21 protein-coding genes and 1 tRNA gene are annotated in these 23,329 nt (G+C 67.9%); 13 read left to right on the top strand and 9 right to left on the bottom strand.

From position 1 onward, the window contains the following. Positions 1-250: 250 nt before the first annotated feature. The 8 genes from DEI92_RS16835 (at position 251) to DEI92_RS06610 (ending at position 8,379) form a co-directional block, all read left to right on the top strand. Positions 251-1,024, top strand: a complete 774-nt coding sequence (locus tag DEI92_RS16835; RefSeq protein WP_111012896.1) for a pseudouridine synthase — start codon at positions 251-253, stop codon at positions 1,022-1,024. A gap of 123 nt (positions 1,025-1,147) precedes the next feature. Beyond that, positions 1,148-2,308, top strand: a complete 1,161-nt coding sequence (locus DEI92_RS06640; protein ID WP_111012818.1) for a prephenate dehydrogenase — start codon at positions 1,148-1,150, stop codon at positions 2,306-2,308. A gap of 239 nt (positions 2,309-2,547) precedes the next feature. Then, positions 2,548-3,264: a (d)CMP kinase gene (gene cmk, locus DEI92_RS06635; RefSeq protein ID WP_111012895.1), complete on the top strand. Its 717-nt coding sequence runs from the start codon at positions 2,548-2,550 to the stop codon at positions 3,262-3,264. A 3-nt stretch (positions 3,265-3,267) separates the two neighbouring features. Further along, entirely contained in the window at positions 3,268-4,815 is a 1,548-nt protein-coding gene (gene der, locus DEI92_RS06630; protein WP_111012817.1) for a ribosome biogenesis GTPase Der, read from the top strand. A gap of 228 nt (positions 4,816-5,043) precedes the next feature. Beyond that, positions 5,044-5,337 (top strand): hypothetical protein, encoded by a 294-nt coding sequence (locus DEI92_RS06625; protein WP_111012816.1) that lies wholly within the window; start codon positions 5,044-5,046, stop codon positions 5,335-5,337. Beyond that, positions 5,334-7,094, top strand: coding sequence for a hypothetical protein (locus DEI92_RS06620; RefSeq protein WP_111012815.1), 1,761 nt, complete (start codon positions 5,334-5,336; stop codon positions 7,092-7,094). Before DEI92_RS06625 ends, DEI92_RS06620 begins: the two co-directional genes overlap by 4 nt. Positions 7,095-7,168: 74 nt before the next feature. Then, positions 7,169-7,627: a hypothetical protein gene (locus DEI92_RS06615; protein WP_146242950.1), complete on the top strand. Its 459-nt coding sequence runs from the start codon at positions 7,169-7,171 to the stop codon at positions 7,625-7,627. Between the two features lie 167 nt (positions 7,628-7,794). Next, positions 7,795-8,379: a hypothetical protein gene (locus tag DEI92_RS06610; RefSeq protein WP_258370098.1), complete on the top strand. Its 585-nt coding sequence runs from the start codon at positions 7,795-7,797 to the stop codon at positions 8,377-8,379. 61 nt (positions 8,380-8,440) lie between these two features. Here the strand turns inward: DEI92_RS06610 and DEI92_RS06605 are convergent, their stop codons facing one another. Further along, entirely contained in the window at positions 8,441-10,585 is a 2,145-nt protein-coding gene (locus DEI92_RS06605) for an ATP-dependent DNA helicase RecQ (protein ID WP_111012813.1), read from the bottom strand. Positions 10,586-10,668: 83 nt separating this feature from the next. After that, entirely contained in the window at positions 10,669-10,962 is a 294-nt protein-coding gene (locus DEI92_RS06600; protein WP_111012812.1) for a DUF503 domain-containing protein, read from the bottom strand. 79 nt (positions 10,963-11,041) lie between these two features. On the opposite strand from DEI92_RS06600, the gene DEI92_RS06595 reads away from it, so the two are divergent. From DEI92_RS06595 to DEI92_RS16305, 3 genes are all read left to right on the top strand, one after another. Next, positions 11,042-11,833 (top strand): alpha/beta fold hydrolase, encoded by a 792-nt coding sequence (locus tag DEI92_RS06595; RefSeq protein ID WP_111012893.1) that lies wholly within the window; start codon positions 11,042-11,044, stop codon positions 11,831-11,833. A gap of 131 nt (positions 11,834-11,964) precedes the next feature. Beyond that, a tRNA-Pro gene (locus tag DEI92_RS06590) sits at positions 11,965-12,038 on the top strand. A gap of 96 nt (positions 12,039-12,134) precedes the next feature. Next, positions 12,135-13,193 carry a hypothetical protein gene (locus DEI92_RS16305; protein WP_146249121.1) on the top strand — a complete coding sequence of 353 codons (1,059 nt, stop codon included), beginning with the start codon at positions 12,135-12,137 and terminating at the stop codon, positions 13,191-13,193. A 285-nt stretch (positions 13,194-13,478) separates the two neighbouring features. Here the strand turns inward: DEI92_RS16305 and DEI92_RS06580 are convergent, their stop codons facing one another. The 5 genes from DEI92_RS06580 to DEI92_RS06560 all read right to left on the bottom strand — a co-directional run bounded on the left by DEI92_RS06580 (position 13,479) and on the right by DEI92_RS06560 (position 18,831). Beyond that, positions 13,479-14,477 (bottom strand): IS3 family transposase, encoded by a 999-nt coding sequence (locus tag DEI92_RS06580; protein ID WP_181434692.1) that lies wholly within the window; start codon positions 14,475-14,477, stop codon positions 13,479-13,481. Beyond that, the gene (locus tag DEI92_RS06575; RefSeq protein WP_181434691.1) at positions 14,477-14,764 is read right to left on the bottom strand and encodes a transposase; all 288 of its coding nucleotides are present in this window, start codon (positions 14,762-14,764) and stop codon (positions 14,477-14,479) included. The genes DEI92_RS06580 and DEI92_RS06575 overlap by 1 nt, the downstream gene beginning before the upstream one ends. Beyond that, positions 14,745-15,938 carry a DUF5677 domain-containing protein gene (locus DEI92_RS06570; RefSeq protein WP_111012808.1) on the bottom strand — a complete coding sequence of 398 codons (1,194 nt, stop codon included), beginning with the start codon at positions 15,936-15,938 and terminating at the stop codon, positions 14,745-14,747. Before DEI92_RS06570 ends, DEI92_RS06575 begins: the two co-directional genes overlap by 20 nt. Positions 15,939-16,724: 786 nt before the next feature. Continuing rightward, positions 16,725-17,822, bottom strand: a complete 1,098-nt coding sequence (locus tag DEI92_RS06565; protein ID WP_146249120.1) for a hypothetical protein — start codon at positions 17,820-17,822, stop codon at positions 16,725-16,727. A 283-nt stretch (positions 17,823-18,105) separates the two neighbouring features. Then, on the bottom strand, positions 18,106-18,831 hold the full coding sequence (locus tag DEI92_RS06560) for a TIGR02391 family protein (RefSeq protein WP_111012806.1): 726 nt from the start codon (positions 18,829-18,831) through the stop codon (positions 18,106-18,108). A 129-nt stretch (positions 18,832-18,960) separates the two neighbouring features. On the opposite strand from DEI92_RS06560, the gene DEI92_RS06555 reads away from it, so the two are divergent. After that, complete coding sequence (locus DEI92_RS06555; RefSeq protein ID WP_111012805.1) at positions 18,961-21,384, top strand: hypothetical protein; 2,424 nt, start codon at positions 18,961-18,963, stop codon at positions 21,382-21,384. Between the two features lie 823 nt (positions 21,385-22,207). Continuing rightward, the gene (locus tag DEI92_RS16500; RefSeq protein WP_181434689.1) at positions 22,208-22,384 is read left to right on the top strand and encodes a hypothetical protein; all 177 of its coding nucleotides are present in this window, start codon (positions 22,208-22,210) and stop codon (positions 22,382-22,384) included. A gap of 59 nt (positions 22,385-22,443) precedes the next feature. Here DEI92_RS16500 and DEI92_RS06550 read toward each other — a convergent pair whose 3' ends face one another. After that, positions 22,444-22,653, bottom strand: coding sequence for a hypothetical protein (locus DEI92_RS06550; RefSeq protein WP_111012804.1), 210 nt, complete (start codon positions 22,651-22,653; stop codon positions 22,444-22,446). A 2-nt stretch (positions 22,654-22,655) separates the two neighbouring features. Next, positions 22,656-22,979 carry an ATP-dependent DNA ligase gene (locus tag DEI92_RS06545; RefSeq protein ID WP_111012803.1) on the bottom strand — a complete coding sequence of 108 codons (324 nt, stop codon included), beginning with the start codon at positions 22,977-22,979 and terminating at the stop codon, positions 22,656-22,658. Between the last annotated feature and the right edge of the window lie 350 nt (positions 22,980-23,329).

The raw sequence follows: 23,329 nt of genomic DNA, 5'->3' as shown, positions 1-23,329 counted from the left end.
CAACGGTCGTCGGTACGTCGGCGGCACCGCGAACCCACGGAACCAGCGCCGTGACGACGACGGACGATCGGGGCGCCGCACTCCCGCCGCCCGGCCGGACACCACCCCGCTCCGGCCCGGTGCCGTGGATGAACGAGGGCTCCCGCTCGAGGGGACGCCGGAGCGCCCCATCATCCCCGAGTGGGACGACGCGACCGGCTCGGGAACCGGGCGTGGAGGTCCGGATGGGGTCGGCCTCCCGGCCGGCGATCTGCCCCAGGGAGAGCGCCTGCAGAAGGTGATCGCGGCCGCGGGGATCGCGAGTCGGCGGGTGGCCGAGAACCTCATCGCCGAGGGACGCGTCACGGTGAACGGCGAGGTCGTCGATGCTCTCGGCCGACGCGTGGACCCCGAGCACGACGAGATCGCCGTCGACGGTCTCGCGGTGCAGGTGGACACCTCGCGTCGATACGTGATGCTCAACAAACCGACGGGCGTCGTCTCGAGCATGCACGACGAGCACGGACGGCCCGACCTGTCGCAGTACGCCGACCGGTACGACGAGCGACTGTTCAACGTCGGGCGGCTCGATGCCGAGACCTCGGGCCTCCTGGTCCTCACGAACGACGGTGCGCTCGCGCACGTCCTCGCCCACCCGTCGTTCGGCGTGACCAAGACCTACATCGCGAAGGTCGAGGGCGGCGTCACGCCCGCGACGATCCAGCGCCTCATCGACGGTGTCGAACTCGAGGACGGTCCGATCGCGGCGGACAAGGCGCGGTTGCTCGAGAACGCGCGCGGGTCCTCCCTGGTCGAGATCACGTTGCACTCCGGACGGAACCGGATCGTGCGGCGCATGCTCGACGCGGTCGGTCACCCGGTCGAGGAGCTCGTGCGTCGGTCGTTTGGGCCGCTCCACCTCGGCACGCTCGGCGTGGGCCGGCAGCGCGCGTTGACGACGCAGGAGCTCGGAGCGCTGCTCACCATCGCGCGACGGCATCGGAACCGTGGATCGGACCGCGTGGAGCGGGACCCGGAGGACTGACGCGCTGCGGCCACGACGAGCCGTCGCGTCGGGCATCGGTAGGCTCGGGTGGTGCCCGCGGTACCGGGGCGCCCCGAGCGCCGTCGTCCTCGGGCCCCTGCGTGTGATGGAGAGGACACGACCGTGACCCGAACGGATCCGTCGGCCTCGTCCGGGCCCTCCCGCACCGCCCCGACCGCCGCGCCCGAGTCCCCCGGCCAGCGTCGGGTCAGCGGACAGGTCCGGATCGTCGGGACCGGGCTCCTCGGCGCCTCGATCGGACTCGCGCTCCGGCAACAGGGCGTGGACGTCGTCCTCGACGACGCCTCGCCTGCAGCGCTCGCACTCGCCGCGGACTACGGGGCCGGTCGGCTCGCGTCCGACGGTGACCGCCCTGGCCTCGTCGTCGTCGCGGTGCCACCGGACGTGACTGCGTCGGTCGTCGCACGCGAGTTGGACGCACACCCGGACGCGGTCGTCACCGACGTCTCGAGCGTCAAGGCGGGTCCGCTGGCAGCGCTCCGACAGCGCGGAGCGGACGTCAGCCGATACGTGGGATCGCACCCGATGGCGGGTCGCGAGCGCAGCGGCGCCATCGCCGCGCGCGCGGACCTGTTCATCGGACGGCCCTGGGTCATCGCGGGCCACGACGGCATCACGCATCAGCGTGCCGTGGCCGTCGAGGACCTCGCGCTGGACCTCGGCGCGACCGTCGTCGAGATGGACGTCGACACCCACGACGAGGCCGTCGCCCTGGTGTCCCACGCGCCCCAACTCGTGTCGACGCTGATGGCCTCGCAGCTGCGCAACGCTCCTGACACGTCGCTCGGTCTCGCGGGTGGCGGCGTTCGCGACGTCACCCGGGTGGCCGCGAGCGATCCCGGCCTCTGGGTCCAGATCCTCGGTGCGAACGCGCCGCGGATCCGGCCGGTGCTCGAGGCGTTCCGCGCTGAACTCGACGCCGTCATCGCCGCGCTCGCCGAGCCCACCGCCCCGGGAGCCCCCAGGACGATCGCGGGCGCGATGGCCGCCGGCAACCTCGGCGTGGCCCGGCTGCCCGGCAAACACGGCACGACCCGGCGGTACAGCCAGGTCGTCGTGCTCATCGATGACCAGCCCGGCCAACTGGCCCGCCTGCTGACCGAGATCGGGCAGATCGGCGTCAACCTCGAGGACCTGCGCCTCGAGCACTCTCCGGGAGCGCCCATCGGCATCGTCGAGGTCTCGGTGGTACCGGAGGAAGAACAGCGGCTGCTCGACGAGCTCGAGCGCCGTGGATGGAGGATCGCAGCGGCATGGGCATGAACGGCACCGACGAAATGGGCACCGACGAGATGGGCACCGACGAGACGGGCACCGCGGCGATGGGCGGCACGGCGCTCGGCGACAGCGGCGTGACCGGTGGTCCGGACGGCCCCGACGCCGGCCTCCCGACTCCGGGTGGTGCGCCCGGTCCGGCGACACCGGGCGGCGGTGCTCCCGGTGGCGGGATCAGTGACGTGCTCGGCGGCGCTCCGGACGGTCCGGCCGGCGAGCCGGGCTCGATGCGGGACCCCCTGCCCGCGGGTCTGCCGCAGGGCGCGTACGTCGCGAAGTTCGTGGTCGCCGTGGACGGTCCGGCGGGGAGCGGCAAGTCGAGCGTGTCGCGGGCGGCGGCGCGGGTGCTGGGCTTCGACTACCAGGACACGGGAGCCGCCTACCGGGCGCTCGCGTGGCACGCGCTCCGGTCCGGCGTCGACCTGGACGACCCGGCAGCCGTCGTGGCGTCCTGGGACACGTTCCGCTACCAGATCGGCACCGACCCCGACGACTACTTCGTCCGCGTGGGCGACACGGACGTCACCGAGGCGATCCGGACACCCGAGGTGACCGCTGCGGTTGCGCACATCGCCAAGCTCCCGGCCGTCCGGGCCAAGCTCGTGCAGTTGTTCCGCGACGTGATGCGCCGTGCGGACGCGCCGGGGATCATCACCGAGGGGCGCGACATCACGACGGTCGTCGCGCCGGACGCCGAGGTGCGGATCCTGCTCACGGCGGACGAGTCGGTTAGAATGGCCCGACGTTCTGCTGAGGTGACGACGCAGACACCCGAGGAGACGGCCCGTGCCCTGGCGCGACGTGACCAGGCCGATGCTCGGGTCGTCGACTTCATGAACGCCGCGGACGGTGTCACCACCGTCGACTCCACCGATCTCGACTTCGACCAGACCGTGCAGGCGGTGGTCGATCTGGCCCGAACGGCCACCACCCCACAGGACTGACACATGGCGCATCCCGACGACCTGAGCGACGACGTCGCCGACTCCTCCGGCGGGGACTCGTTCCCCGAGTACGACCGCGCGCTCGGCGAGCGGCTCGACCAGCTCGACGACGCCGACGCGGAACAGCGGGCGAACGCGCTCCGGGCTGGACTCGAGGACTACGACCTCGACGAGGAGGACATCGAGCTCCTCGACGGGGCCGAACTCGGTGAGGACGGCCAGACCTATCTGCCGGCCCTGCCGGTGCTCGCGATCGTGGGACGTCCGAACGTCGGCAAGTCGGCGCTGGTCAACCGGATCCTCGGCCGCCGCGAAGCAGTCGTCCAGGACGTCCCGGGTGTGACGCGCGACCGGGTTTCCTACAAGGCGGAATGGAACGGCAAGCGCTTCACGCTCGTCGACACCGGCGGGTGGGAGCCCGACGCCACGGGCATCAACGCGTCCGTGGCGGCGCAGGCAGAGGTCGCCGTGGACCTGGCGGACGCCGTCCTGTTCGTCGTGGACGCCACCGTCGGCGCGACCGCGACGGACGAGCACGTCGTGCGGATGCTCCGGGGAACCGACAAGCCGGTCATCGTCGCCGCGAACAAGGTCGACGACGAGCGCCGCGAGCTCGACGTCCACGAGTTGTGGAACCTGGGCCTCGGCGAGCCGCACCCGGTGTCGGCCCTGCACGGTCGCGGCGTCGCCGACCTGCTGGACCTCGTCGTGACGACGCTGCCCGACACCTCCGCGGTCGCCAAGCAAGAGGTGGGCGGCCCCCGTCGCGTCGCGATCCTCGGCCGACCGAACGTCGGCAAGAGCTCGCTGCTCAACAAGGCGGCGGGCGAGGAACGGGTGGTGGTCAACGACCTCGCCGGGACGACGCGCGATCCCGTCGACGAGCAGATCGAGCTGGGCGGCCGGGTCTGGCGCTTCGTCGACACGGCGGGCATCCGCAAGCGGGTGCACATGCAGCAGGGCGCCGACTTCTACGCGTCGCTCCGCACCACGGCGGCGCTCGAGAAGGCCGAGGTCGCGGTCGTCATCCTCGACGTGACCGAGCCGATCTCGGTGCAGGACCTGCGGATCATCGACCTCGTCCTCGAGTCCGGCCGCGCGCTCGTGCTCGCGTTCAACAAGTGGGACCTGCTCGATGACGACCGCCGGCGGTACCTGGAGCGTGAGATCGAGCAGGACCTGGCACACGTGGCCTGGGCGCCGCGTGTCAACATCTCGGCTCGGACCGGTCGGCACCTCGAGAAGCTGGTGCCCGCGCTGACGGTCGCGCTCGACTCGTGGGACACGCGCATCCCCACCGGGAAGGTCAACGCCTTCATCGCGGAACTCGTCCAAGAACACCCCCACCCCGTCCGCGGCGGCAAGCAGCCGCGGATCCTGTTCGGGACGCAAGCGTCCTCGCGACCCCCGACATTCGTCCTGTTCACCACCGGGTTCCTGGACCCGCAGTACCGGCGCTTCATCACCCGACGCCTCCGTGAGGTCTGGGGCTTCGAGGGGACCCCGATCACCGTCAACATGCGCGTGCGCGAGCGGCGGAAGCGGCCGTAGGTCCGGAACATCGAGGAGGGGGTGCCGTCGTCACGACGGCACCCCCTCCTCGATGCCCGCGGGCGTCCTCGGCTGTCCCGCCTGCTCGATCTCCTCGCAGCCGTTGGTCAAATATCAGTCCATCGGTCGGCTAGCCTGAGGGAGCGGGACGGGGGCCCCGCGGGTGCTGCCGGGTCTGTCACCGGCCCGGCAGCACAGCAGACGTGGGCGACGGGACGAGGGGGAACCATGGCGGGATCGACGACGGACGAACTCCGCATCAGCCGCGCGGAACTGGAGGCACTCGCACGCACGCTGGACGAGGCCGCGGACCGCGTGCTGATCGACCCGCGCATGCTCGGCCCGCACGACGACGCGGTCGGGCGAGCCGACGTGGTCGCGGAACTCGACGACGTGGTCGCTCGACAGGTGGCGCGATCGCGCGCGTGTGCCGACGACCTCCACCACCTCGGTGCCTTCGCGCGGACCACCGCTGACCGGATGGCGGAATGCGACGGGCTGTTGGCCGTCGCGGCGCGATGACCGACGACGACCCGGGCGCGGGAGACCCAGGTCAGCTCCGATCGTTGGCGCGCAACCGTGATGCGGTCCTGCGTGCCACCTCGGCTGCGGTCCGCGCCGTCCGCTCGGCAACCGAGTTCGACCACACGGCATGGGCGGGGTCGGCCGCGGACGCCTTCGCCGCGACCGTGCCGTCCGTCCTGGCCTCGGCGCTCGTCCTGGAGGCCGGTCTCCAGTTCCACGAAACGGCGCTCGCCCGGTACGCGGACGGCGTCGCTGAGATCCAGGAGGAACAGCGCGAAGCCCTCCGTCGGCTCGCCGAGGCCGAGGCGACCATCGGCTCCGAGCGGACATGGCTCCTGGACCTCGACGACCAGTTCCACCGCATCACGGCACTCGGTGGGGGTGAACCCGGGGACCTCGCGGGGTTCCGTCAAGAGCGCGCTCGTGCGGAGGACACGGCGGCGCTCGCCGAACGGGAGCGCGCAGACGTGGAATCGGCGCTTGAGGACCTCCGCGTCCGGAGGCGTCGCCTCGACGGCGCCTTCGTCGAGGCGCTGCACGACGCCGACGATGCGAACGCGGTGGTCCGGCGCGCAGGCGTGGCGGCATCGGCCACGGACCTCGTCGCCTTGCTCGCCGCGATGACGCCTGAGCAGGTGAGGTCCTACGCAGACGCGCACGGTGCGCTCGTGCGGGCTGCCTTCTCCGGCAGCGCCGACGCGGTCAGGCACCGCTGGGACAGCATGGGCGCCAGTGATGGCACCACGGCCGTCCAGTCGGCGCTGCTCGCAGCACTGCCGTCGTTCTTCGGGTCGCGCGACGGGGTCCCGGTGGAGGCGCGCGTCGCCGCGAACCGGCACGTGGCGGTGCGCCGCATCCGTCGGTTGGACCATGAGCGTGCCGCCCTCGTCGCGCGTGGCCGCCACGGCGAGGGGGACCTCCGACAGCGCATCGCCCAGCTCGACGCGGAACGCGCGTACCTGGCACTCGTCGTGGCCGGACGTCGACGGACGTACCTGCTGGACATCGACCACAGCCGCATCATCGAGGTCCTCGGGACGCCGAGCCCCGCGACGAGGCACGTGATCACCTACGTGCCCGGGACCTTCACCAACCTCGACGCCATGTACGGCGGGGGAGTGCGGCAGGTGCCCGCGTACCTGTCGAGGCGACACCAGGAGGACGCGGTCGTGTTCGTGTACAAGGACGGCCGATTCCCCGGAGTCGTGGAGCCCGACGGGACAACGACAGCGAAGGGCTTCGTGATCGAGGCCAACGACACGGCCTTCGCGCTCCGCAGTGGCCGACAGTTGGCGTCGTTCACCCGCGGCGTTGAGTCCGACCCAGTCCTCGCCGCTGCCCGGTCGACGGCGATCGGACACAGCTGGGGCCTGGCGAACGTCGCCGCGTCCGAGGTCGCCGGAAGTCGGTACGACGCCGTCGTCTCCCTCTCCGGTGCGGGGATGCCGCTGGACTGGCGCGCGGACCCGGCCACCGAGTACTTCGACTACTCGTACAACGACGTCCTGCAGGTGCTCCAGGCGCCCGTGCTCGATGCCGTCTGGCAGGGTGTCAACCCGCGGCACGAGCCGGCGTTCGAGCACGGTCCGTACTACCGCAGCCCCGCTGACGACGCCGCGGATCGCACACCCGGGCTCGCGGCGAGGGTCGAAGCAGAGCTCGGTGCCCTCACGAGCAACCATTCGCTGGTCGCGTCGAACGCGCCGGCCAACCGCCCGCTCCTCCAGGACCTCGACCGGCAGGTGCTGCGTTGACCGGTCCGCTGACGAACTCGTTCGCCGGTACCGTCTGCGCGATCGCCGTACTGACCGCACTCGGAGGCTGCGCCGTGATCCAACCACCCTCGCCACCCACGCCGACCAGGACCCCGGGCGAACCGACGATCGCTGAGGTCAAGGCCGGCGTGCAGCGCCGGGAGCACCAGATCGCCGATCTCGTCCCCGCCGAACTCGTCGACCGCACGCGGTCGCTGGATGAGGGCTCATTCCTGAGCTGCGCCGACGGCCGACAATCCTGGACGGGCCGGACGTGGGTGTACCTGCATGACGCCGATCAGGTCCGCCCTGCGGTCGAGATGATCCGGCGGGCGCTCGTCGAGGCCGGAGACGGCGTCGTGTCGATACGAACGGACGCTGCCGGTGATCGCGGGGTCACCTTGACCCTGCCCCACGACGAGCAGTACCTGATCGGACCCGGGCCGGATTCGGACCCGACGGCGATCTGGATCGACTCGTTCTCGCGGTGCGTCGTGCTGCCGGGGGGTGTGCTGCCCGGCGACTCCTACTGATGCATCGCTGCCGTGCCGTGCCGTGCCGTGCGGCCGGTCATCGTGCTGGGGGTCGTGCGGACACTTGGCTCGCGTCGCCGGTCGCTCGACCACCCGTGTGAACCGTTCTCTCAGCGACCGATGCGGCACCATTGATGCTCGGGATCGACCCGGAGGGCAGAACGAGGATGACGCAGGCGTCGCACGGCGGTGCACTCGGCCACGGCCAGCGCAACGGTCTGCACGGACTCGCAGCGCTCGCGGACAGGGCGTGGTGCTGGTTGCGCCTCGACCGCCTCGCCGGTGGGCGTCAGGCCGGGTACGTGATCGGTGAGGACATGCGGTGGCATCCGCGGACGGTGCGCGCGTTCCGATGGATCCGTTGGCTCCTCGTGGCCGAGACACTCGTGGGGCTCACCGCCATCGTCATCGCGGTCGTGCTCACACGGGCCGGCGTCGCCGTTCCATGGGCAGTGTGGTTCCGGGCGACCGTTGTGCTCCTGATCACCCTGACCCTCTCCGTGTTCGCGTGGCGGGCGCAGCTCGGGTACTACTGGGCGTACTCACGGCTGCGGCTGTTCAGCAGGATCTTCCCCGTCGTCACGCTCGTCATCGCCGCGATCCCCGGCCTGTACCCGTTCTGGATGGTCGTCGAGCAGATCCTGTTCTCGCTGCTCATGATCGGGATCGGTGACTTCTTGACGTCGGACCACATGCGCGCCGCGTTCCCGAAGCCCGCGCCGCGGACCAGGCGCCGACGGGAACGGAGCTGAGGCAGCCGGAGCTGATGCGGCTCCCGCTGGATGCGTCCGCGCTGGCGTTCCGGGTGCTCGGTCAGGCCACCACAGCGAGTGCGAATGGCAGGACCTGCTCGACTCCGGCCTGCCGCAGCACGCGTCCGGCGACGGTCATGGTCCACCGGCTGTCCACGAGGTCGTCGACGAGCAACACCGGCCCGTGGTGTTCCTCGAGCGCGGCTCCGAGGTCAGGTCCGACGCGCACGCTGTCCCAGATGCCGGCGAGTCGATACGCACTGTTCGTCGCGCCGTCCGCGCGCATGGTGCCGCCCGTTCGCTCGAGAGTCCCGAGGAACCGCAGCTTGCCGATCCGCGCGAGCTCCCCCGCGAGCGAAGCGACCAGGAGCGGTCGCGTCCGTGACGGAAGCGCGACGACACCGGTGGGTCGGGCCTCCCAGAGCCAGTCGCGCAGCGCGCGGACGCAGCCCTGCATGAGCTCGGCGCTGATCGGGGCGTCGGCGCTGTCCGGCGCGAACAGCGCGCGGAGCGGGCCGCCCCAGCCGAGGTCGGTGAGGCGTGCTACGGCCCGGCCCGTCGCAACCTGTTCGGCTGGAGTGATCTTGCCCTTGACGGGGACGTGGAGCCGGTCCATCCCGGACGGCCACTGGAGTCGCGGCGGGATCTCGACGCCGACCTGGTCGAGCGTGCGAGCCGCCTCGGACGAGGCGCCTGCAGCCACATCGGTCGGGTACCACGCGCCTGCGCAGATGTCGCAGCGGCCGCAGGGTTCCGCCGTCGGGTCGTCGAGGTCCTGCTGCAGCATCTGCATCCGGCACGTCGTCGCGTGCTCGTACCGGATCATCGACTCCTGCTCGGCGATGCGTGCCTGCGCGACTCGTTCGTACCGCTCGGCGTCGTACTGCCACGGTTCACCCGTGGCGACCCAGCCGCCGGACACGCGGCGGACCGCGCCGTCGACGTCCAAGACCTTGAGCAATAGCTCGAGCGTCGATCGCTTGATGTCGACGAGGCCTTCGAGCGCCACCGTCGAGAACGCCCGATCCCGCTCGAGTTGCCGGAGCACGGCGTTCGCACGGTCCTCGGACGGCATCGAGGCGTTCGCGAAGTACTGCCAGATCTCGCGGTCCTCGCGACCGGGGAGCAGCAAGACGTCGGCGTTCGGGGTGGCCCGACCTGCACGCCCGATCTGCTGGTAGTACGCGACCGGCGAGGACGGTGCCCCGACGTGGACGACGAACCCCAGGTCCGGCTTGTCGAACCCCATCCCGAGGGCGCTCGTGGCGACGAGGGCGCGGAGTTCGTTGTCCTTCAGCTGCTGCTCGAGCTGCGCGCGTTCCTCGGCGTCGGTGCGACCGGTGTAGGCCCGGACGGCATGGCCGGCCTCGCGGAGGAGGCGAGCGATGTCCTCGGCCGCCGACACCGTCAGCGTGTAGATGATCCCGCTGCCCGGCAGGTCCTGCAGGTGCGCGATGAGCCAACCGAGGCGAGCACGCGCGTCCGGGAGGTCCAGCACACCGAGACGCAGCGACGCTCGCGCGAGCGAACCCCGGATCGTGAACACCGGCGCGTCCGGTGTGACCGTGAGCTGTTCCTCGACGTCGGCCACTACCCGGGCATTCGCGGTCGCGGTCGTCGCGAGGACGGGAACCCCGTCCGGCAGGGCTCGGATCAGGTCGGCGAGACGCCGGTAGTCGGGGCGGAAGTCGTGACCCCAGTCGGAGATGCAATGGGCCTCGTCGACGACGAGCAGGCCGAGCCGTTCGACCAGGGTCGGGAGCTGTTCGTCTCGGAAGCGCGGGTTGTTGAGGCGTTCGGGGGAGACGAGGAGCACGTCGACCTCGTCGGCGCGGAGCGCGGCGGTGATGTCGCCCCACTCGTGCGCGTTCGCCGAGTTGATCGCCATCGCTCGAACGCCGGCCCGTGCCGCGGCCGCCACCTGATCCCGCATGAGCGCCAGCAGTGGCGAGACGAGGACGGTCGGACCGGCGCCGCGGCGACGCAGCAACAACGTGGCGAGGAAGTAGACCGCCGATTTTCCCCACCCGGTGCGCTGCACCACGAGCGCACGCTGCCGGTGTTCGACGAGCGCACTGATCGCCTCGAGCTGGCCGTCGTGGAACACGGCGTCCTGCCGCCCGGTCAGGGCGTGCAGCGCCTCGAGCGCCTCGGCGCGGAGGGCTTCGGACGGGGCCACGACGGTGGCGGGATCGCTGGTCACCACTCCATGGTGACAGGCGGGGCCGACAACACCTGGGCCTCCCGGCCTGCCTCTGGACAAGGAGGCGGGCAAACCCTCCTGTGGAATCAGTCCTCGGAGTTGATCAAACGGCGTCGTGCCGACAGCAGGTCGACCTCCGGCCGCTCGGCCATCCACTGCTCGGCCGCGTCGAGTACCTCGACGACGTGCCCGGCGGAGGCAGCCACGGCCGCCAGCCCGACGCCCGCGCGGCGGTGCAGGTCGAGATGGTCGGTCTCCGCAGCGCTCACGGTGAACCGACGGCGGAGCTCCGCGACGATGGGACGGACGACCGCACGCTTCTCCTTGAGGGAATGCACATCACCGAGCAGCAGGTCGAACTCCAAGGTCCCCGTCCACATGCGCTCCAGTCTCCACCGGAGTCCACAGGATCCGTCGGGAGGCACGGCGCTCGTCGCGGACTCGTCCTACCGTGGTGGCATGAGCGATCGACACCTCGACATCCCCGGCTCCCGGCTCGCGTACGACGTCTCGGGCGCCGGTGACCGCGTCGTCATCGTCGCGCACGGCCTCGGCGCCAGCCGGGCGGCGGAGGACGCCGAGGGCGTGTTCGACTGGTCCGCGGTCGCCGCGGACGCCCGCCTCGTCCGGTACGACGCTCGCGGCCACGGCGTCTCCACCGGTCCTGCGCAGCCGTCCGACTACCAATGGGCGGCGCTCGCCGACGACCTGCTGGCGCTCGCGGACGCCGTGTCGCCGGGTGCACCAGTTGATGCCATCGGTGCGTCGATGGGCACGGCGACGATCATCTGGGCAGCCACGCGACGCCCAGAACGGTTCCGTCGCCTCGTGCTCAGCATCCCGCCGACGGCGTGGGAGACACGGGCCAACCAGGGGAACCTGTACCGGGCGGGTGCCGACCTCGTCGAACGCGAGGGGATGGACGGGTGGCGCCGTGCCATGGCGGCAGCTCCGTCGGTGCCGATCCTGGAGCAGGGCGGGTGGGCGTTCGATCGCGACCCCGATGTGCCTGCGGACTTGCTGCCGTCGGTGTTCCGCGGCGCCGCCGGGTCGGACTTCCCCGATGCCGACGCCGTCGCCACGATCGGACACGAGACGCTGCTGCTGCCGTGGGCGACGGACTCGGGGCATCCGGTGAGCACGGCCGAACGGCTCGCCGAGCTGCTGCCGTCCGCCACGCTCGAGGTCGCTGGGACGCCGGACACGATCCGGGGGTGGGGCGCGAGAGCTGCGTCGTTCCTCCGCGGCTGAGGACGGTCCTCCCCGGCGGTCTGGCCCGCCGAGCGCCCGCTGGCTGGCGTGCGCGGCCGGGAGGCGCGGGTCCGCTATGCTTGTCGGGTCGCTCTGGTCGGAGCGGCACCAGAGTCCGCTCGTCGGGCTCTCGGGCTGTGGCGCAGCTTGGTAGCGCACTTGACTGGGGGTCAAGGGGTCGCAGGTTCAAATCCTGTCAGCCCGACCGAAAAGCACCGATAGGACGAACGTTTTGTCGGGGCTTTCCTCGTTCCGGATGCGTCAACCCCTCCGAAACCCCTCACGCATCCATACTGAGCCCGTGAACGTGAACGTCCTTCGTCTGTTGCTTGCGGCGGTGTCTACCGCCTTAGTGGTGGTCTCGGCGTGGCTCGTATTCGCGTCTGGTCGATCCGGAGCCGTGCGCGTCGACGGGTCGATCTGGGACGCGCTGAGCGGTATCGGTACGGTGGGCGCAACTGTTGTAGCGGTGTGGCTCGCCGGGCGCTCCCTGCGCCAGGAGCGAGGCAGCGTCGCGCGGCTTGTCTCTGCATGGGTGACCGTGGACTTCCGAGTGAACGATGACCGTAGGACCTACAGCCGTCTGACGACGCTTCACGTGGGCAACGAAAGCAATGAGCCGGTGTTCGAAGCGTTCGTGAACGTCATCGTCGGGGCGGAGCGCACCTCGCTCGGGAGCCTGAGCTCTCCATGTCCAATCGCAGTGCTGCCTCCACGGTCGGTTCGGGAGTACGACATCTCTGGTGCAATGGCTGCCCAACTCGACGTAAGTGATCCGCGTGCGGAGCTTTCGTTCACTGCGCCGAACGGTACGAAGTGGCTGCGGACGGCCGAAGGTAACCTCGAAGACGCCTCCAACCAAGCTACGAGCTGGAAGCCGATGCCTGCCGCAACACCGGCGCAGATCGGCAAGGAAGACCCGACAAATCCGACGATGCTCGTGTTCGCGTTCCTAAGTGCTGTTTGGGACGCGGCGGATGCCGAGGATGAGGGGCGGCCCGCAGACCCCGCTATGAGTCCAGTCGGGGCAGTTGCGAGCTTCGCAGAAGGCTGGGCTGGAGCTGACTGGGCGGAGATAGGGCGGCAACTGCGTCCGTTCGCGCCGACGAACTTCGTGGACTACCGCACTGAGCACGTGGCGTACGTGAAGCTCGTCGGCGATCCGGGGCTCCAAGGATCGGGTGTGCAAGGACCCGACCCGATATTGGTGAAGGAGGTCTCGTTCGTGACCCTGGTGAAAGAGGGCCCTCTCGGCTGGCGCGTGTTCGGGGTGGGAGCGCCAGTACAACCCGAGGACATCCAGTTCCCCGAGGGGTCACTGCGACCGTCGACCTTGTCAGACGGCGGGCTCTCTGTCTGACACTAATCCGCGCCGAGCTTCCTACGGGCACGATTGCGGTTTGCCGTCGACCGGGCCCTGGCGCTCAGAGCTGGTCGCGTAGGTCACTAGAATCGCACCACTGGATAGGACAGATGGAGGTGGCGATGAGCAGTTCTGGATCGAGGACCTGTAGCAACTGCGGCGAGCTTGGGCACGACATTCGCACGTGTATGGTCCGCGTCAACGCTGGTCAATGCAGCCTCTGCGGCTACCGCGGGCATGATGCGAGGAACTGCCCCACGAAGTTCTAGCTGTACTGAGCCATCAGGTTGGTGACACTCGGGCTGCGGGCGTGCAGCCGTGGCTCGAGTGGATCCGGCCAGTGTTGTAGTGCTCGAGCCAGGGCGCAAGTGACCTGTCCCGGGTTTCCCGGACGCTCTCTTTGTGTTGATCATGCCGCGGTTTCGGCGGCGGTGAGAGGTTCTCGAATTCGATGGTCGAGTAGTAGGCGAGCGCGGAGTGGCGACGGGTGGGGTTGTAGAACGCTTCGATCCACTCGAACATCGCCGACGCGAGCTCGGCGCGGGTGGGCCAGTCGCAGCGGTCGAGCAGCTCGATCTGCATCGAGCCGAAGAACGATTCCATCAGCGCGTTGTCATACGCGGACGCGACCTGCCCCATCGATCCGAGCAGGCCTGCTTCGCGCAGCCGGCTGCCGAACAGCCATGACGTGAATTGCGCTCCACGATCCGAGTGGACGATCGTTCCCGTGGGCTGGCGGCGCCCGGTGGCCATCTGGATCGCGTCGACGACGAGTTCGGTGCGGAGGTGGTCCGCGATCGACCAGTCCACGCAGCGGCGGGAGAACACATCGATCACCGCCGCGCAGTACAACCACCCCTCGCCGGTGCGGTGCTGGGTGATGTCGGTGACCCACAGCTTGTCCGGCGCGTCTGCGGCGAACACCCGCTTCACCCGGTCTTCGAACACGGCCGGCAGCCGGCCCGAGCCGCTGGTGCGCCATCTCCGGTGATGGACTCCCTGCAGCCCGTCAAGGCGCATGAGCTTCTCGACTCGGCCGTGCCCGATCCGGCGCCGCTGCCCGAGAACCAGCTCCGCGTGCACCCGACGAACCCCGTAGGTGCCGCGAGAGCGAACATGTATCTCCCGAATCTGGTCGATCAGGTACGCGTCGTCGATGTCGCGGTCCGAGGCACGGCGGGATCGCCACTCGTAGTAGCTCGACGGCGAGACTTGCAGGACCCGGCACGTCACCGCGACGGGCACCCCGTCATCGGCGAGCTCGCGGACGAGCCGGAACACTATTTTGGGAGCACGTTCTCCCGCGCGAAGTAGGCGCTGGCCCGCTTCAGGATCTCGATCTCCATCGCTTGCACCCGGTTCTCCCGACGCAACCGAACCAGCTCGGCTCGTTCGTCCCGGGTTATCCCTTCGGCGCGGCCCTCTTCGACGGCCGCTTCGCTCATCCAGCGGCGCAGGCCCGACTCGCTGATCCCGAGGTCCTTCGCGATCTCACGGACCGGTTTCTCACCCTGCCGAGCGAGCGCCACAGCGCGGCGGCGGAACTCCTCAGGCTTCGCAGCAGGCATCACGGACTCCTTCTCCGGGACGATCATCGCCCCAACTCAAGTGTCCGGGAAACCCGGGACAGGTCACGTTGGACTCGGGAGCAGACTGGCGCGAATCAGATGCTGTCCCGTCTGGCCCCGCCGACCTTTGGCCGAGTGCTGCTTCCGCAGCGAGAATCGCCTCCTCCGCGGTCTTGATCGCCTGCATGCCAATGTCGCGGAAGTGCTCGATGCCTGCGAGTAGGAAGGCCCCGGACGTGTCAACACGCTTCCCGGTTACGACGCGCGTCGGTACGGTCGCGTCGAGGACGTGCAACAGCAGTAGGGATGCAACCTCCGCGGGAAGACCAAGCCCAAGGTTCGTCATGCCCGCTGAAAGGACGACGTCGTGGCCATCACGCACGATCGCGCTGTGCCATCCATCCGAATCCGCATGTACTGGATGGCTCGCCATCGAGTAGTAGAACTCGAAGCTTGGAGACACGAGCTTCATCAGCGCGCTTATCGTGATGCGTGTCTTCGGCTTGAAGAGCGGTGCGGCCCAACCGTTCGGCTGCACAAAATCTTTCCCGTACTGCTCCGCCAGCTCACGCCGACGAGCTTCCAAGCCCAGCAGCGTTTCCTCGTCAAGGATGTCGGTCGCTTCGCGCATCCCAGACGCGACGAGCGAGCGCGCAAATCTTGGCACCATCGCCTCGCGGTGGGTCACGAAGCGATCGACAAGCTCCGGATACTGGCGACCGGGGCCGCCGTATACGGCGATCACGGTGATGGTCACAGCGATCTCATGGAGCGTCCGAGCGCGCGCCGTCGCGCCATCCGGGTAGCCGCCCTTGAGCAGCCACAGCACCTCGCCGAACGTTTTCAACGCCCGAGCACACAACCCCTTGATCACCGCGTAGTACTGCACTTGCTGGCCGTCAGCAGCATTCGCACGCAGACCATCCAGCGCCGAAGATGCCCAATCAGCGGCATCCATCGCCTCCTCGAGCATCCGATCCAAGGATTGGAACCCGTCTGCGTACTTGCTGCCGAGTCGCTTCCGAAACGCGTCGGCCTCGTCTACGCGGTCACCGGCGGAAGCCCACATCGCGTCGAGCCTGATCAGGTACGCCCTCAGTTCGTCCCGCTCGACCCGCTTCGCTCTGCCCCCGAAGCTCGCCACCGGGAGCTGTTCGTCTTCGCCGTCAGTCATCCCCCGATTCTCTAGGTCGGTCGGGCATTACGACCGGGTGAATCGCCTAACCCGCGCCCGAACGACATTGCGATCAGGACGACAGCTGCCGGACCGATTGCAGTCTCGACCTGCGCTCCCGTGTTCCGGTTCCTGCAGCAATAACCGTCAGCATCCCCGACGCGTAATTGCTTCCCCGGTTGCAGCTACCGACGTGTGGGAGTCAGGTCATCAGGGCTCGGACCTGTCGAAGGGTCGTCAGGTGCACCTGATCCTCCGTGCCGATCCACGGAACGCTCGTTGCGGGGTAGTCGTGGGTGACTCTGGTGAAGTGCTGTCGGGCAGGGCTTTCCCCCCGCGCCGCAGAACGGCTTGTCGGTGATCCAGGCGAACTGATGGAGGGTGACGTCGATGGAGAACTCGACTTGGCCCGAGTCGTTGCGGCGCTCCAGCCAGGTGTGGGCGGCTCGCCGAGTCTCTGACTCTGCAGTCACGACGCGCCACGAACGATCTCCACGATCAAGCAGAAGTTGACTGATCACGATTGCCGAGACATCGCAGGCCGAGTGTGGCCACCACGACCGAACGAACATCGCGTCGTCGGGGCTGATAGCGAGCATCGCATCCACAGCGCTCTCAGCGACCTCAGTGATTGATCCGGGATCGAGCAGCACCAGCGGATTCTATGTCAATCCGTACTTGCTCAGTATTGTCGTCGAGGTGGCTCGTGCGCCATCGCTGAGATGCCCCTATGCAGCTGTCTCGAGCGCGACTCACACCCGCAGGCTCCCTGGGTCGCCCGCTGATTCAGGCGCGTCGCCAGGCGCGAAGTGCGTCCGAGAGCTTCGTCAGCAACTCCACAACGTCTGCCTCGACCTCTGCATACCTCGCTGCGCCCGAAGTCGTGGCTTCCACGAGGCCGTACGCGGGTTTGCTGGCGGAGAGTCCTGTCAGCGTCTTCGGGACGCCATAGTGCATGGACCGGTTGCGGAGGGCTCGCATCTGGAGGACTCGGGCGGCCTGCTCAGACTGCAAAACTGCTTTTACCTGCTGCTGGGCAGTTGCGCCGGCGTCCACGTCGAAACGTTCGAAGATCTGCGCGAGCGCACTCAGCGCGTGCGTCGCCACGACGAACCGGACGCGGAAAAGGCTTGACCGATGCGTGGCGGCAGTAGGGGCGAACACCCACAGTGCCGCGTTCACCGAGCACTCCACCATCAGCAAAAGGTCCTTCACGGACGGGGTGCCGAAGTCGGGATAGGACGTCGCGTCGAACAGGACAGCTGTCGTGTCGACGAGGCGAGGTACAGCAACCGCTGGCAGCGTGACCTGACGAATGACAGGATCTCCCATGCCGAAGGCGCGTTGAAGCTCCACGCTGCGCTGCCCCATCGTCTGCCCCAGATTGAACGACCGTGAGTCCTCGTCAGCGGCCCACCGATCGTTGAGGTCCGCCGCCTGATAGGACCCCAACCGGGTGGAAGCGAGCGCACGTCCGTCGCTTTCCAACAACGCGAAGTCGTTCAGCGACGAGAACGCCGCGGTGTGCTCAGCGGCGATCGAGGCGAACTGGTCGAGCACGGAGTCCACAGACTTCTTGTCGTCATCGAGGAGCTTCACCGTGTGTCGAGCTGTGGCGATGTCCACATCCCAACCCGCCGTGACGCGGTCGACGGCTCCAGGGTCAACGCGCTTCAGCTGGTCCAGTCCCTCATGGACAACACGCGCAACCTGCGGGAGGATCGACAGCCCAACCGTCGGTTCCCAGTCCGTGCCGACCGCCGACGTCACCAACGAGGTCCACCACGACACGTCGTCCCGGAGCATCACCGCGTCCAACTCACGCCGCTGCTCAGCTGTCTCTACCACGGACTTCCGCTTGGCCTTCGCTGACTTTCCACTCATAGTGACCATCCTGTCGTCTGCAGTGGCAGCGGACGGCTCTTACACCGCACGGACCTCAGCCGACGCCGACGATGCACGGCGAATGCCCCGAGGGTCAGCGAGGGCCGTGCGTTCTGTGTCGCCGCAGTATGCCGAGTGCAGTTGGTCCCTGCTCATCGCGCCGAGACCAACCGCGCAGCAGCCCGTAGCAGCGGCCGGCGTCATCTGACGGGCTGTGTGGGTTCCGGCTCGGCAACGCGCCTCGCGGACTGGACTGGCTCGACGGCTCCGGAGGGGCTGTCGTCTAGGCGGTCAGCACTGCCGCTTCGTCGACCCACCGCGCCAGGATGCTGAACGCGGCTAGTTGTTCAAGTGCGAGATGCTCGTCGTCCACATCATGTGCCTGGTGCATTCCCGGGTTGCGGATGGCAGCGTAGAGGCCCTCTGCGAAGGATCGGGCTCCTCGATGCAAGTTGCGGTAGGTGTCGCCACCGTCGTCCTTCGTTAGTCGGAGCCGGCTCCTGTCGGGCTTTGGGTCATCAAGCGAGAAAGCCTCGTTGAAAAGAGCCGTTTCGGACACATCCCGACGTCCCACTTTCGCCTGGGTTTCCGAGTTCACGCGGATCGCCGCCTGCATCACCGCTTGATGGTAATGACCAGTGCGCCAATAGGAAGCGCCGTTCTCCCACGCCCAAGCGTGCAGCTTGCCCGCGTCCAACTCCGGCGCCGAATCGCCGAGCTTCTCAGCAATCTCTTCGGCGCGCTCTAGCGCCGCCTTCCCACGAGCAACCTTGGCGCGCAGCCAGGTGTATTTCTTATCCGCTTCTGGCCGATCCGACGCCCACCCCGGCGTCGCTCGGTCAAGGATTTGCTCGACGACGTGGCTGCGCTGATCTGCTTCAGACTGCGAACCGGACATGACGGTTCCGAAGTAGGCAACGCCACCCGTGCTGCGTGGAACCACCTGTGAGGTGACGCTCAAGAAGGCATCAAGCTCCGCGGCGGCCCATTCAACGTCCATCTTCGCCATATTCAAGCTCCTCCCGGGGCAGTGCTCGGTGAAGCTCCTGCACCCCTATATCTCTGTCGACGAGGCGCGAACCGTCGGCGTCTCACATGCAAGTATTGCGCTTGGAGCCGACCCAGCGACGGAGGAATCGTGAGCCGACAGAAGCGCCGACCGGTCGCATACGAGTTGCTGACCGACGCGCAAGATCCCGGACAGATCCTGCGACAGGCTGCCGAGGCGGCCTCCGTGCTTGGACCAGGGGAATCCGAAGCCGACGGCATCCACCGGGCCGAATCGTTCATCGCGGATCGGCTGAGGCTCATCCTAGAACTCGCGGCCCCCTTCGATGCGTTCGACCTGATCGAACTCGTGCGGATGGCGCAAGCCCCGTTGAGCCTCGACGGTTTCAAGGAGAGTGAGAACACTGCCACGCCAGCGGCAGTCGAACTCGTTGTCATCCTCCTGCTCTCCCGCGGTTCGCGCAGTCCAAGCCGTCCAGCCCAGGCGGACGAGCAGCGCCCCGCCGCGATCGTTGAGGACGTGCTGAACGCCGCAAACGAAGTGCTCGCGACTGCCGGTCATCTGCTCGTCGCCGAGACAGCGCGACTCAAGCATCCACTGGCAGCACTCGCGGCGCAGTACCGCGCGACCGAGTTGCGCGTTCGTGTGCGCCAGTACGGGTCCGTGCAAGCGGCGGTAGAGCGTGAGTTGTTCCAGGACCGGGACATTGCGAAGCGGCTGCGGGCCGAGATCGGGTTCGACTACGACGACGTCGTCGCCGTGCGGCGGGCGATCGGTGACGAATGGAGCGCATCGCGAACCAAGTTGCTGGAAGGCATGCAGCGACTTATGGCCGGCGCGATTCTCGAGCCCTCGCAAGCTGAGGCGGAACAGATCCGAAGCGTCTGGGACGCGTTCTTCGAACACCCAGGCGCGACGTCCACTGTCACCGTTGCTGCCATCGCCGCACGCTCCGGGTTACCTGCTGAGGTTTGCGAGCGGATCGTTGTTGAGCTGTCGTTGCCGTTCCTTGCAACGGATCCGACGGACGCGGCACATCGATTCCTCAGCGGCGAAAACCCGTTGCTCAGCCGCAACTTGATCTGGGACGATCGCGGCGACTACCTGCCGAGCGGCGGGGACCTCGCGGTCGACGGGTTGCGCCCAGTGCTTGAGGCGGCTTTGAAACGATCCTCGCTGCAGGCGTACCAAAACCACCGCAGCCGAATCAGTGAGCGGATGGCCGTTGACTGCCTTGCCGCAGCATTGCGCCCCGATGTCACTTATCGGTCGCTTGAATATCTCATGCCTAGGAAAGATTTTGACGTCGTCGCCCTCGGACCCGATGCGGCGGACCCGCGCACGGTTGGCGACCAAACCGAAGCGGACGGGCTCCTCATCGTCGACGGGATCGCCGTTTGCGTCGAGGTGAAGGGACGGCCGATTTCCGAAGGTTCTCGGCAAGGCAGCGTCCGGAAACTCGCCACCGATCTTGAGAAGACCGTTGGTGAAGCGCGAAACCAAGCAGCCCGCCTTACCGCGCTTATTGAGACGAATCGCGGGCTCTGGCGACCTGACGGTACCTGGCTCGACCTGTCACACGTCAGAGAAGTCCACGCCGTTGCGGTCACGCTCGAAGACCTCAGTTCCCTTGGATGCTCTCTTGACGCGCTGGTCCGCGCCCGCGTCTTGCCGCCGGAGGGGGTGCCCTGGGTGGTGTCGCTGCACGACCTAATCGTGACCACGACGATCCTGGACCGGGCTGAAGAGCTTCTCCTATTCCTTCGCCGCCGCACCGACGTTGAGATCGCACGCCGCTACGAAGCTACCGACGAACTCGATCTCGTCATGTTGTTCGTCCGCGGACGCCTCTGGGTCGACCCTGATCCCGACATGATCTACCGCCGCTATCCGACGTCAGACCGTCCGAAAGCGACCGCCCGCCAGAAGTACCGTTCTCAGGCTGCGATCACGAGGGTGCACACCTGGACGGACGCACTCGACGCGTGGATGACCTTCCAGGAGGGCAGTAGCGACACTCCAGCGAACAAGCCCGAGTTCGCCGGACGCAGAGACCGCGTCGATCGATTTGTTCAGACGCTCGTCGCCGCACGAGGCTCGGGATGGTTGCGGATGAGCGCCGACCTACTCAACCTCGGCGAGGAGGCACGCAATCAGTTTGCCGACATGATGGCAGCGATGCTCGAGCACAGCCGAGCGGACGGCGACCGGCACACGTTCTTCGACTCGATGGCATCGCAGTGGGGCTACAGCTGCGTCGCGCTCGGCACCCCCGCCGGCGGCAACTCAGTGGACCAGGAGTTCGACCGGCTGCATCGCTATGCTCGCGCGAAGAAGTACCAGCTTGGGGCCGATCGGTGCCTTGTGCTTCTGGTTGATCGCCGGGGTGGTCTGTTACGTCAGACCCTGCTTGACGGTGTCGAGCCGCACTCCATCGAGATGGACGCCTCAGTAGCGGCCATGCGGCTCCTACCGCCCCCGTCAGGCGGTGGCAAGCTCCCGCCGCACGCCCGCCGCGCGACAGCCCGGCTTCGCGGCAAACGGACCCGATAGAACGCCCTCTAGCCCATCGGGCAGCCGAAAACTGGGCAACGTACGGGCGGTCGCCGAAATGCTTTTGTGGACTGCGCGAGGCCCCGATGACGTTAGCCCCCGTCGCAGAAACGCAAGGCAAAATCCTTTCCCAAGGGTGCCTTCTGTGCCAACAGTGCTCACCATGTTGTGCCGTAGGGTGCTGTCGCCTGTGCGCCCATCGGCGCCAGTACAGGGATCTGCGCGACTCGTTAACTACCACCAAGGGGCCAACGTGAAAATCGTCTGAAGAACCGGCTCACAAGAAGAAGCCCACCGAGGATCTCGGTGGGCTTCTTTCTCGTTTCGGCGGCTGCCTGTGCTTTCGAGCTGTCCGGCAGCTCGACCCAGGGCACGAGGGACTGCTGCAGGTTCGGCACGAGTGTTGCAGGGCCGTCTGCCCGTCCGATCGGCCCGATGGAACGATTCGCTGCAGGCGACGGCGCACGGCGCGGTACAGACGCATACCTCATGATGAGCGTTTCGTAAACCCTCCTGTTCGGGACGGGGCCGTCCTTACGCTTCAAGTGCTGGCTCAGTCCCCGTCAGCCGCTCCGAGCACTCGTGACCTTGGCTCGCTGTGTCTCACGAATCCGTAGGAGCTGACCTTGTATCGAGTCGATCGTGCCGCCCATTTCCATCTTCGAACACTGACTCGGGAACGGCATCTGCCGCAGCGATCGGTTCGCCTGCACACCTACCGTGTCAGCCCGCGGCTGCTCTCCTCGGCGCTTGCAGAGAGGTTGGGTGGCTCGTGGGTGCCAGGAGCCGACAGGTGCGGTCTGCTCGACAAGGAGGGGACGGCGTGGCCATGGTGAGGCGGAACGCGGTCACCGCCCGGTCCACCGGAGCGCAATGGCTCTTGTCGGTCGGCAGGACACCGCTGCTCCGCGTTGACACGCCCGCAGAAGCAGAAGTGTTCGGCCGGGAGCTTGCAACGGCGCTCGGGCTCACGTTCGACACCACCGGCACGCTGGACTGACGACCAGGCCGTTCGGTGGTGGGCAGTGAGGCTCGTGCTGAGACGGGGCCGGGAGCGCGTCAGTCCGCGTCGATACCGGTGATGGCGATGCTGACACCGGGCTCGATCAGAAGTTCGGTCTGCCGGTATGAGCCTTCGCCGTGGTTCACGCGCATCCATATCGGGGCTTCCGCCCGGACCGCAGCGAGCAGCGTCGCCTTGACCTCGTCGAGGTCCGCGTCAGTCACGCTGTACTCGATACCGCCGTAGGTGATGTTGATCCGCTTCATGGTCAGTTGTCGCCGTTCCCGGTCGCCGGAGAGCGCGGTTCCTCGAGGACCTGAAGCCCTTGCGCTGTGTTCGAGGAGAGCTCCAGGGCGGCGATCCACTCCCGGTTGAGAGCGGGCATCCGGCTGCCGTAGAACTTGAACACCAGCGGGATCGTCGGATGGATCCAGATGGTGGTTCGGCCGTCGCCGACCCGTCGGTCGTCTTTCCAAGAGAAGTAGAACGCTTCGTTCCGGCGCAGCTTCAGGCCGATCACGATCTGCAGATGCCCGAGGAGCCGGTCGTCGAACTCGACGTTGAGCGAGTGGTCGTACGTCAAGCTACCCATGATGCGCCCTCATCCAATTTGGACATCAGGGCCGCCCATTGGCGAACAAGATGCGGCCGCCCGCAACCTGCGAAGCGCCCTGGGGCTATCCTACTCGCGATATCCGAGGCCGGGCCCCGGCGGCCATGACGTTCTCGTGTCCGCGACGCTGCAGGAGTCGTCGGGATGGCCCTGCTGCACGCCGTCCCCGCTCTCCGTCTCGGGCCGAGAACGACCGAGGGCGGGGGTCTTCTGCTCGAGGCTCCGGACGAGGTCTTCGTCGACGATGCCTTCGTGTTCGCGGGGCTCTGGCACGTTCATGACCTGGCTTGCTCGGCCGAGGAGGATCTCCGCTGGGGCGACGTCACCGC

The sequence above is a fragment of the Curtobacterium sp. MCBD17_034 genome, from assembly GCF_003234515.1.
Taxonomy (GTDB): domain Bacteria; phylum Actinomycetota; class Actinomycetes; order Actinomycetales; family Microbacteriaceae; genus Curtobacterium.
Note: the sequence above shows the minus strand (reverse complement) of the source record. Positions and strands in the feature narration are given on the sequence as shown.

Excerpts from the sequence above, each read along its gene's own strand:
- cmk (WP_111012895.1), top strand. The coding sequence starts at position 2,548 with ATGCGGGACCCCCTGCCCGCGGGTCTGCCGCAGGGCGCGTACGTCGCG.
- der (WP_111012817.1), top strand. The coding sequence starts at position 3,268 with ATGGCGCATCCCGACGACCTGAGCGACGACGTCGCCGACTCCTCCGGC.
- DEI92_RS06625 (WP_111012816.1), top strand. The coding sequence starts at position 5,044 with ATGGCGGGATCGACGACGGACGAACTCCGCATCAGCCGCGCGGAACTG.
- DEI92_RS06620 (WP_111012815.1), top strand. The coding sequence starts at position 5,334 with ATGACCGACGACGACCCGGGCGCGGGAGACCCAGGTCAGCTCCGATCG.
- DEI92_RS06610 (WP_258370098.1), top strand. The coding sequence starts at position 7,795 with ATGACGCAGGCGTCGCACGGCGGTGCACTCGGCCACGGCCAGCGCAAC.
- DEI92_RS06600 (WP_111012812.1), bottom strand. The coding sequence starts at position 10,962 with ATGTGGACGGGGACCTTGGAGTTCGACCTGCTGCTCGGTGATGTGCAT.
- DEI92_RS06595 (WP_111012893.1), top strand. The coding sequence starts at position 11,042 with ATGAGCGATCGACACCTCGACATCCCCGGCTCCCGGCTCGCGTACGAC.
- DEI92_RS06575 (WP_181434691.1), bottom strand. The coding sequence starts at position 14,764 with ATGCCTGCTGCGAAGCCTGAGGAGTTCCGCCGCCGCGCTGTGGCGCTC.
- DEI92_RS06570 (WP_111012808.1), bottom strand. The coding sequence starts at position 15,938 with ATGACTGACGGCGAAGACGAACAGCTCCCGGTGGCGAGCTTCGGGGGC.
- DEI92_RS06565 (WP_146249120.1), bottom strand. The coding sequence starts at position 17,822 with ATGAGTGGAAAGTCAGCGAAGGCCAAGCGGAAGTCCGTGGTAGAGACA.
- DEI92_RS06560 (WP_111012806.1), bottom strand. The coding sequence starts at position 18,831 with ATGGCGAAGATGGACGTTGAATGGGCCGCCGCGGAGCTTGATGCCTTC.
- DEI92_RS06550 (WP_111012804.1), bottom strand. The coding sequence starts at position 22,653 with ATGAAGCGGATCAACATCACCTACGGCGGTATCGAGTACAGCGTGACT.
- DEI92_RS06545 (WP_111012803.1), bottom strand. The coding sequence starts at position 22,979 with ATGGGTAGCTTGACGTACGACCACTCGCTCAACGTCGAGTTCGACGAC.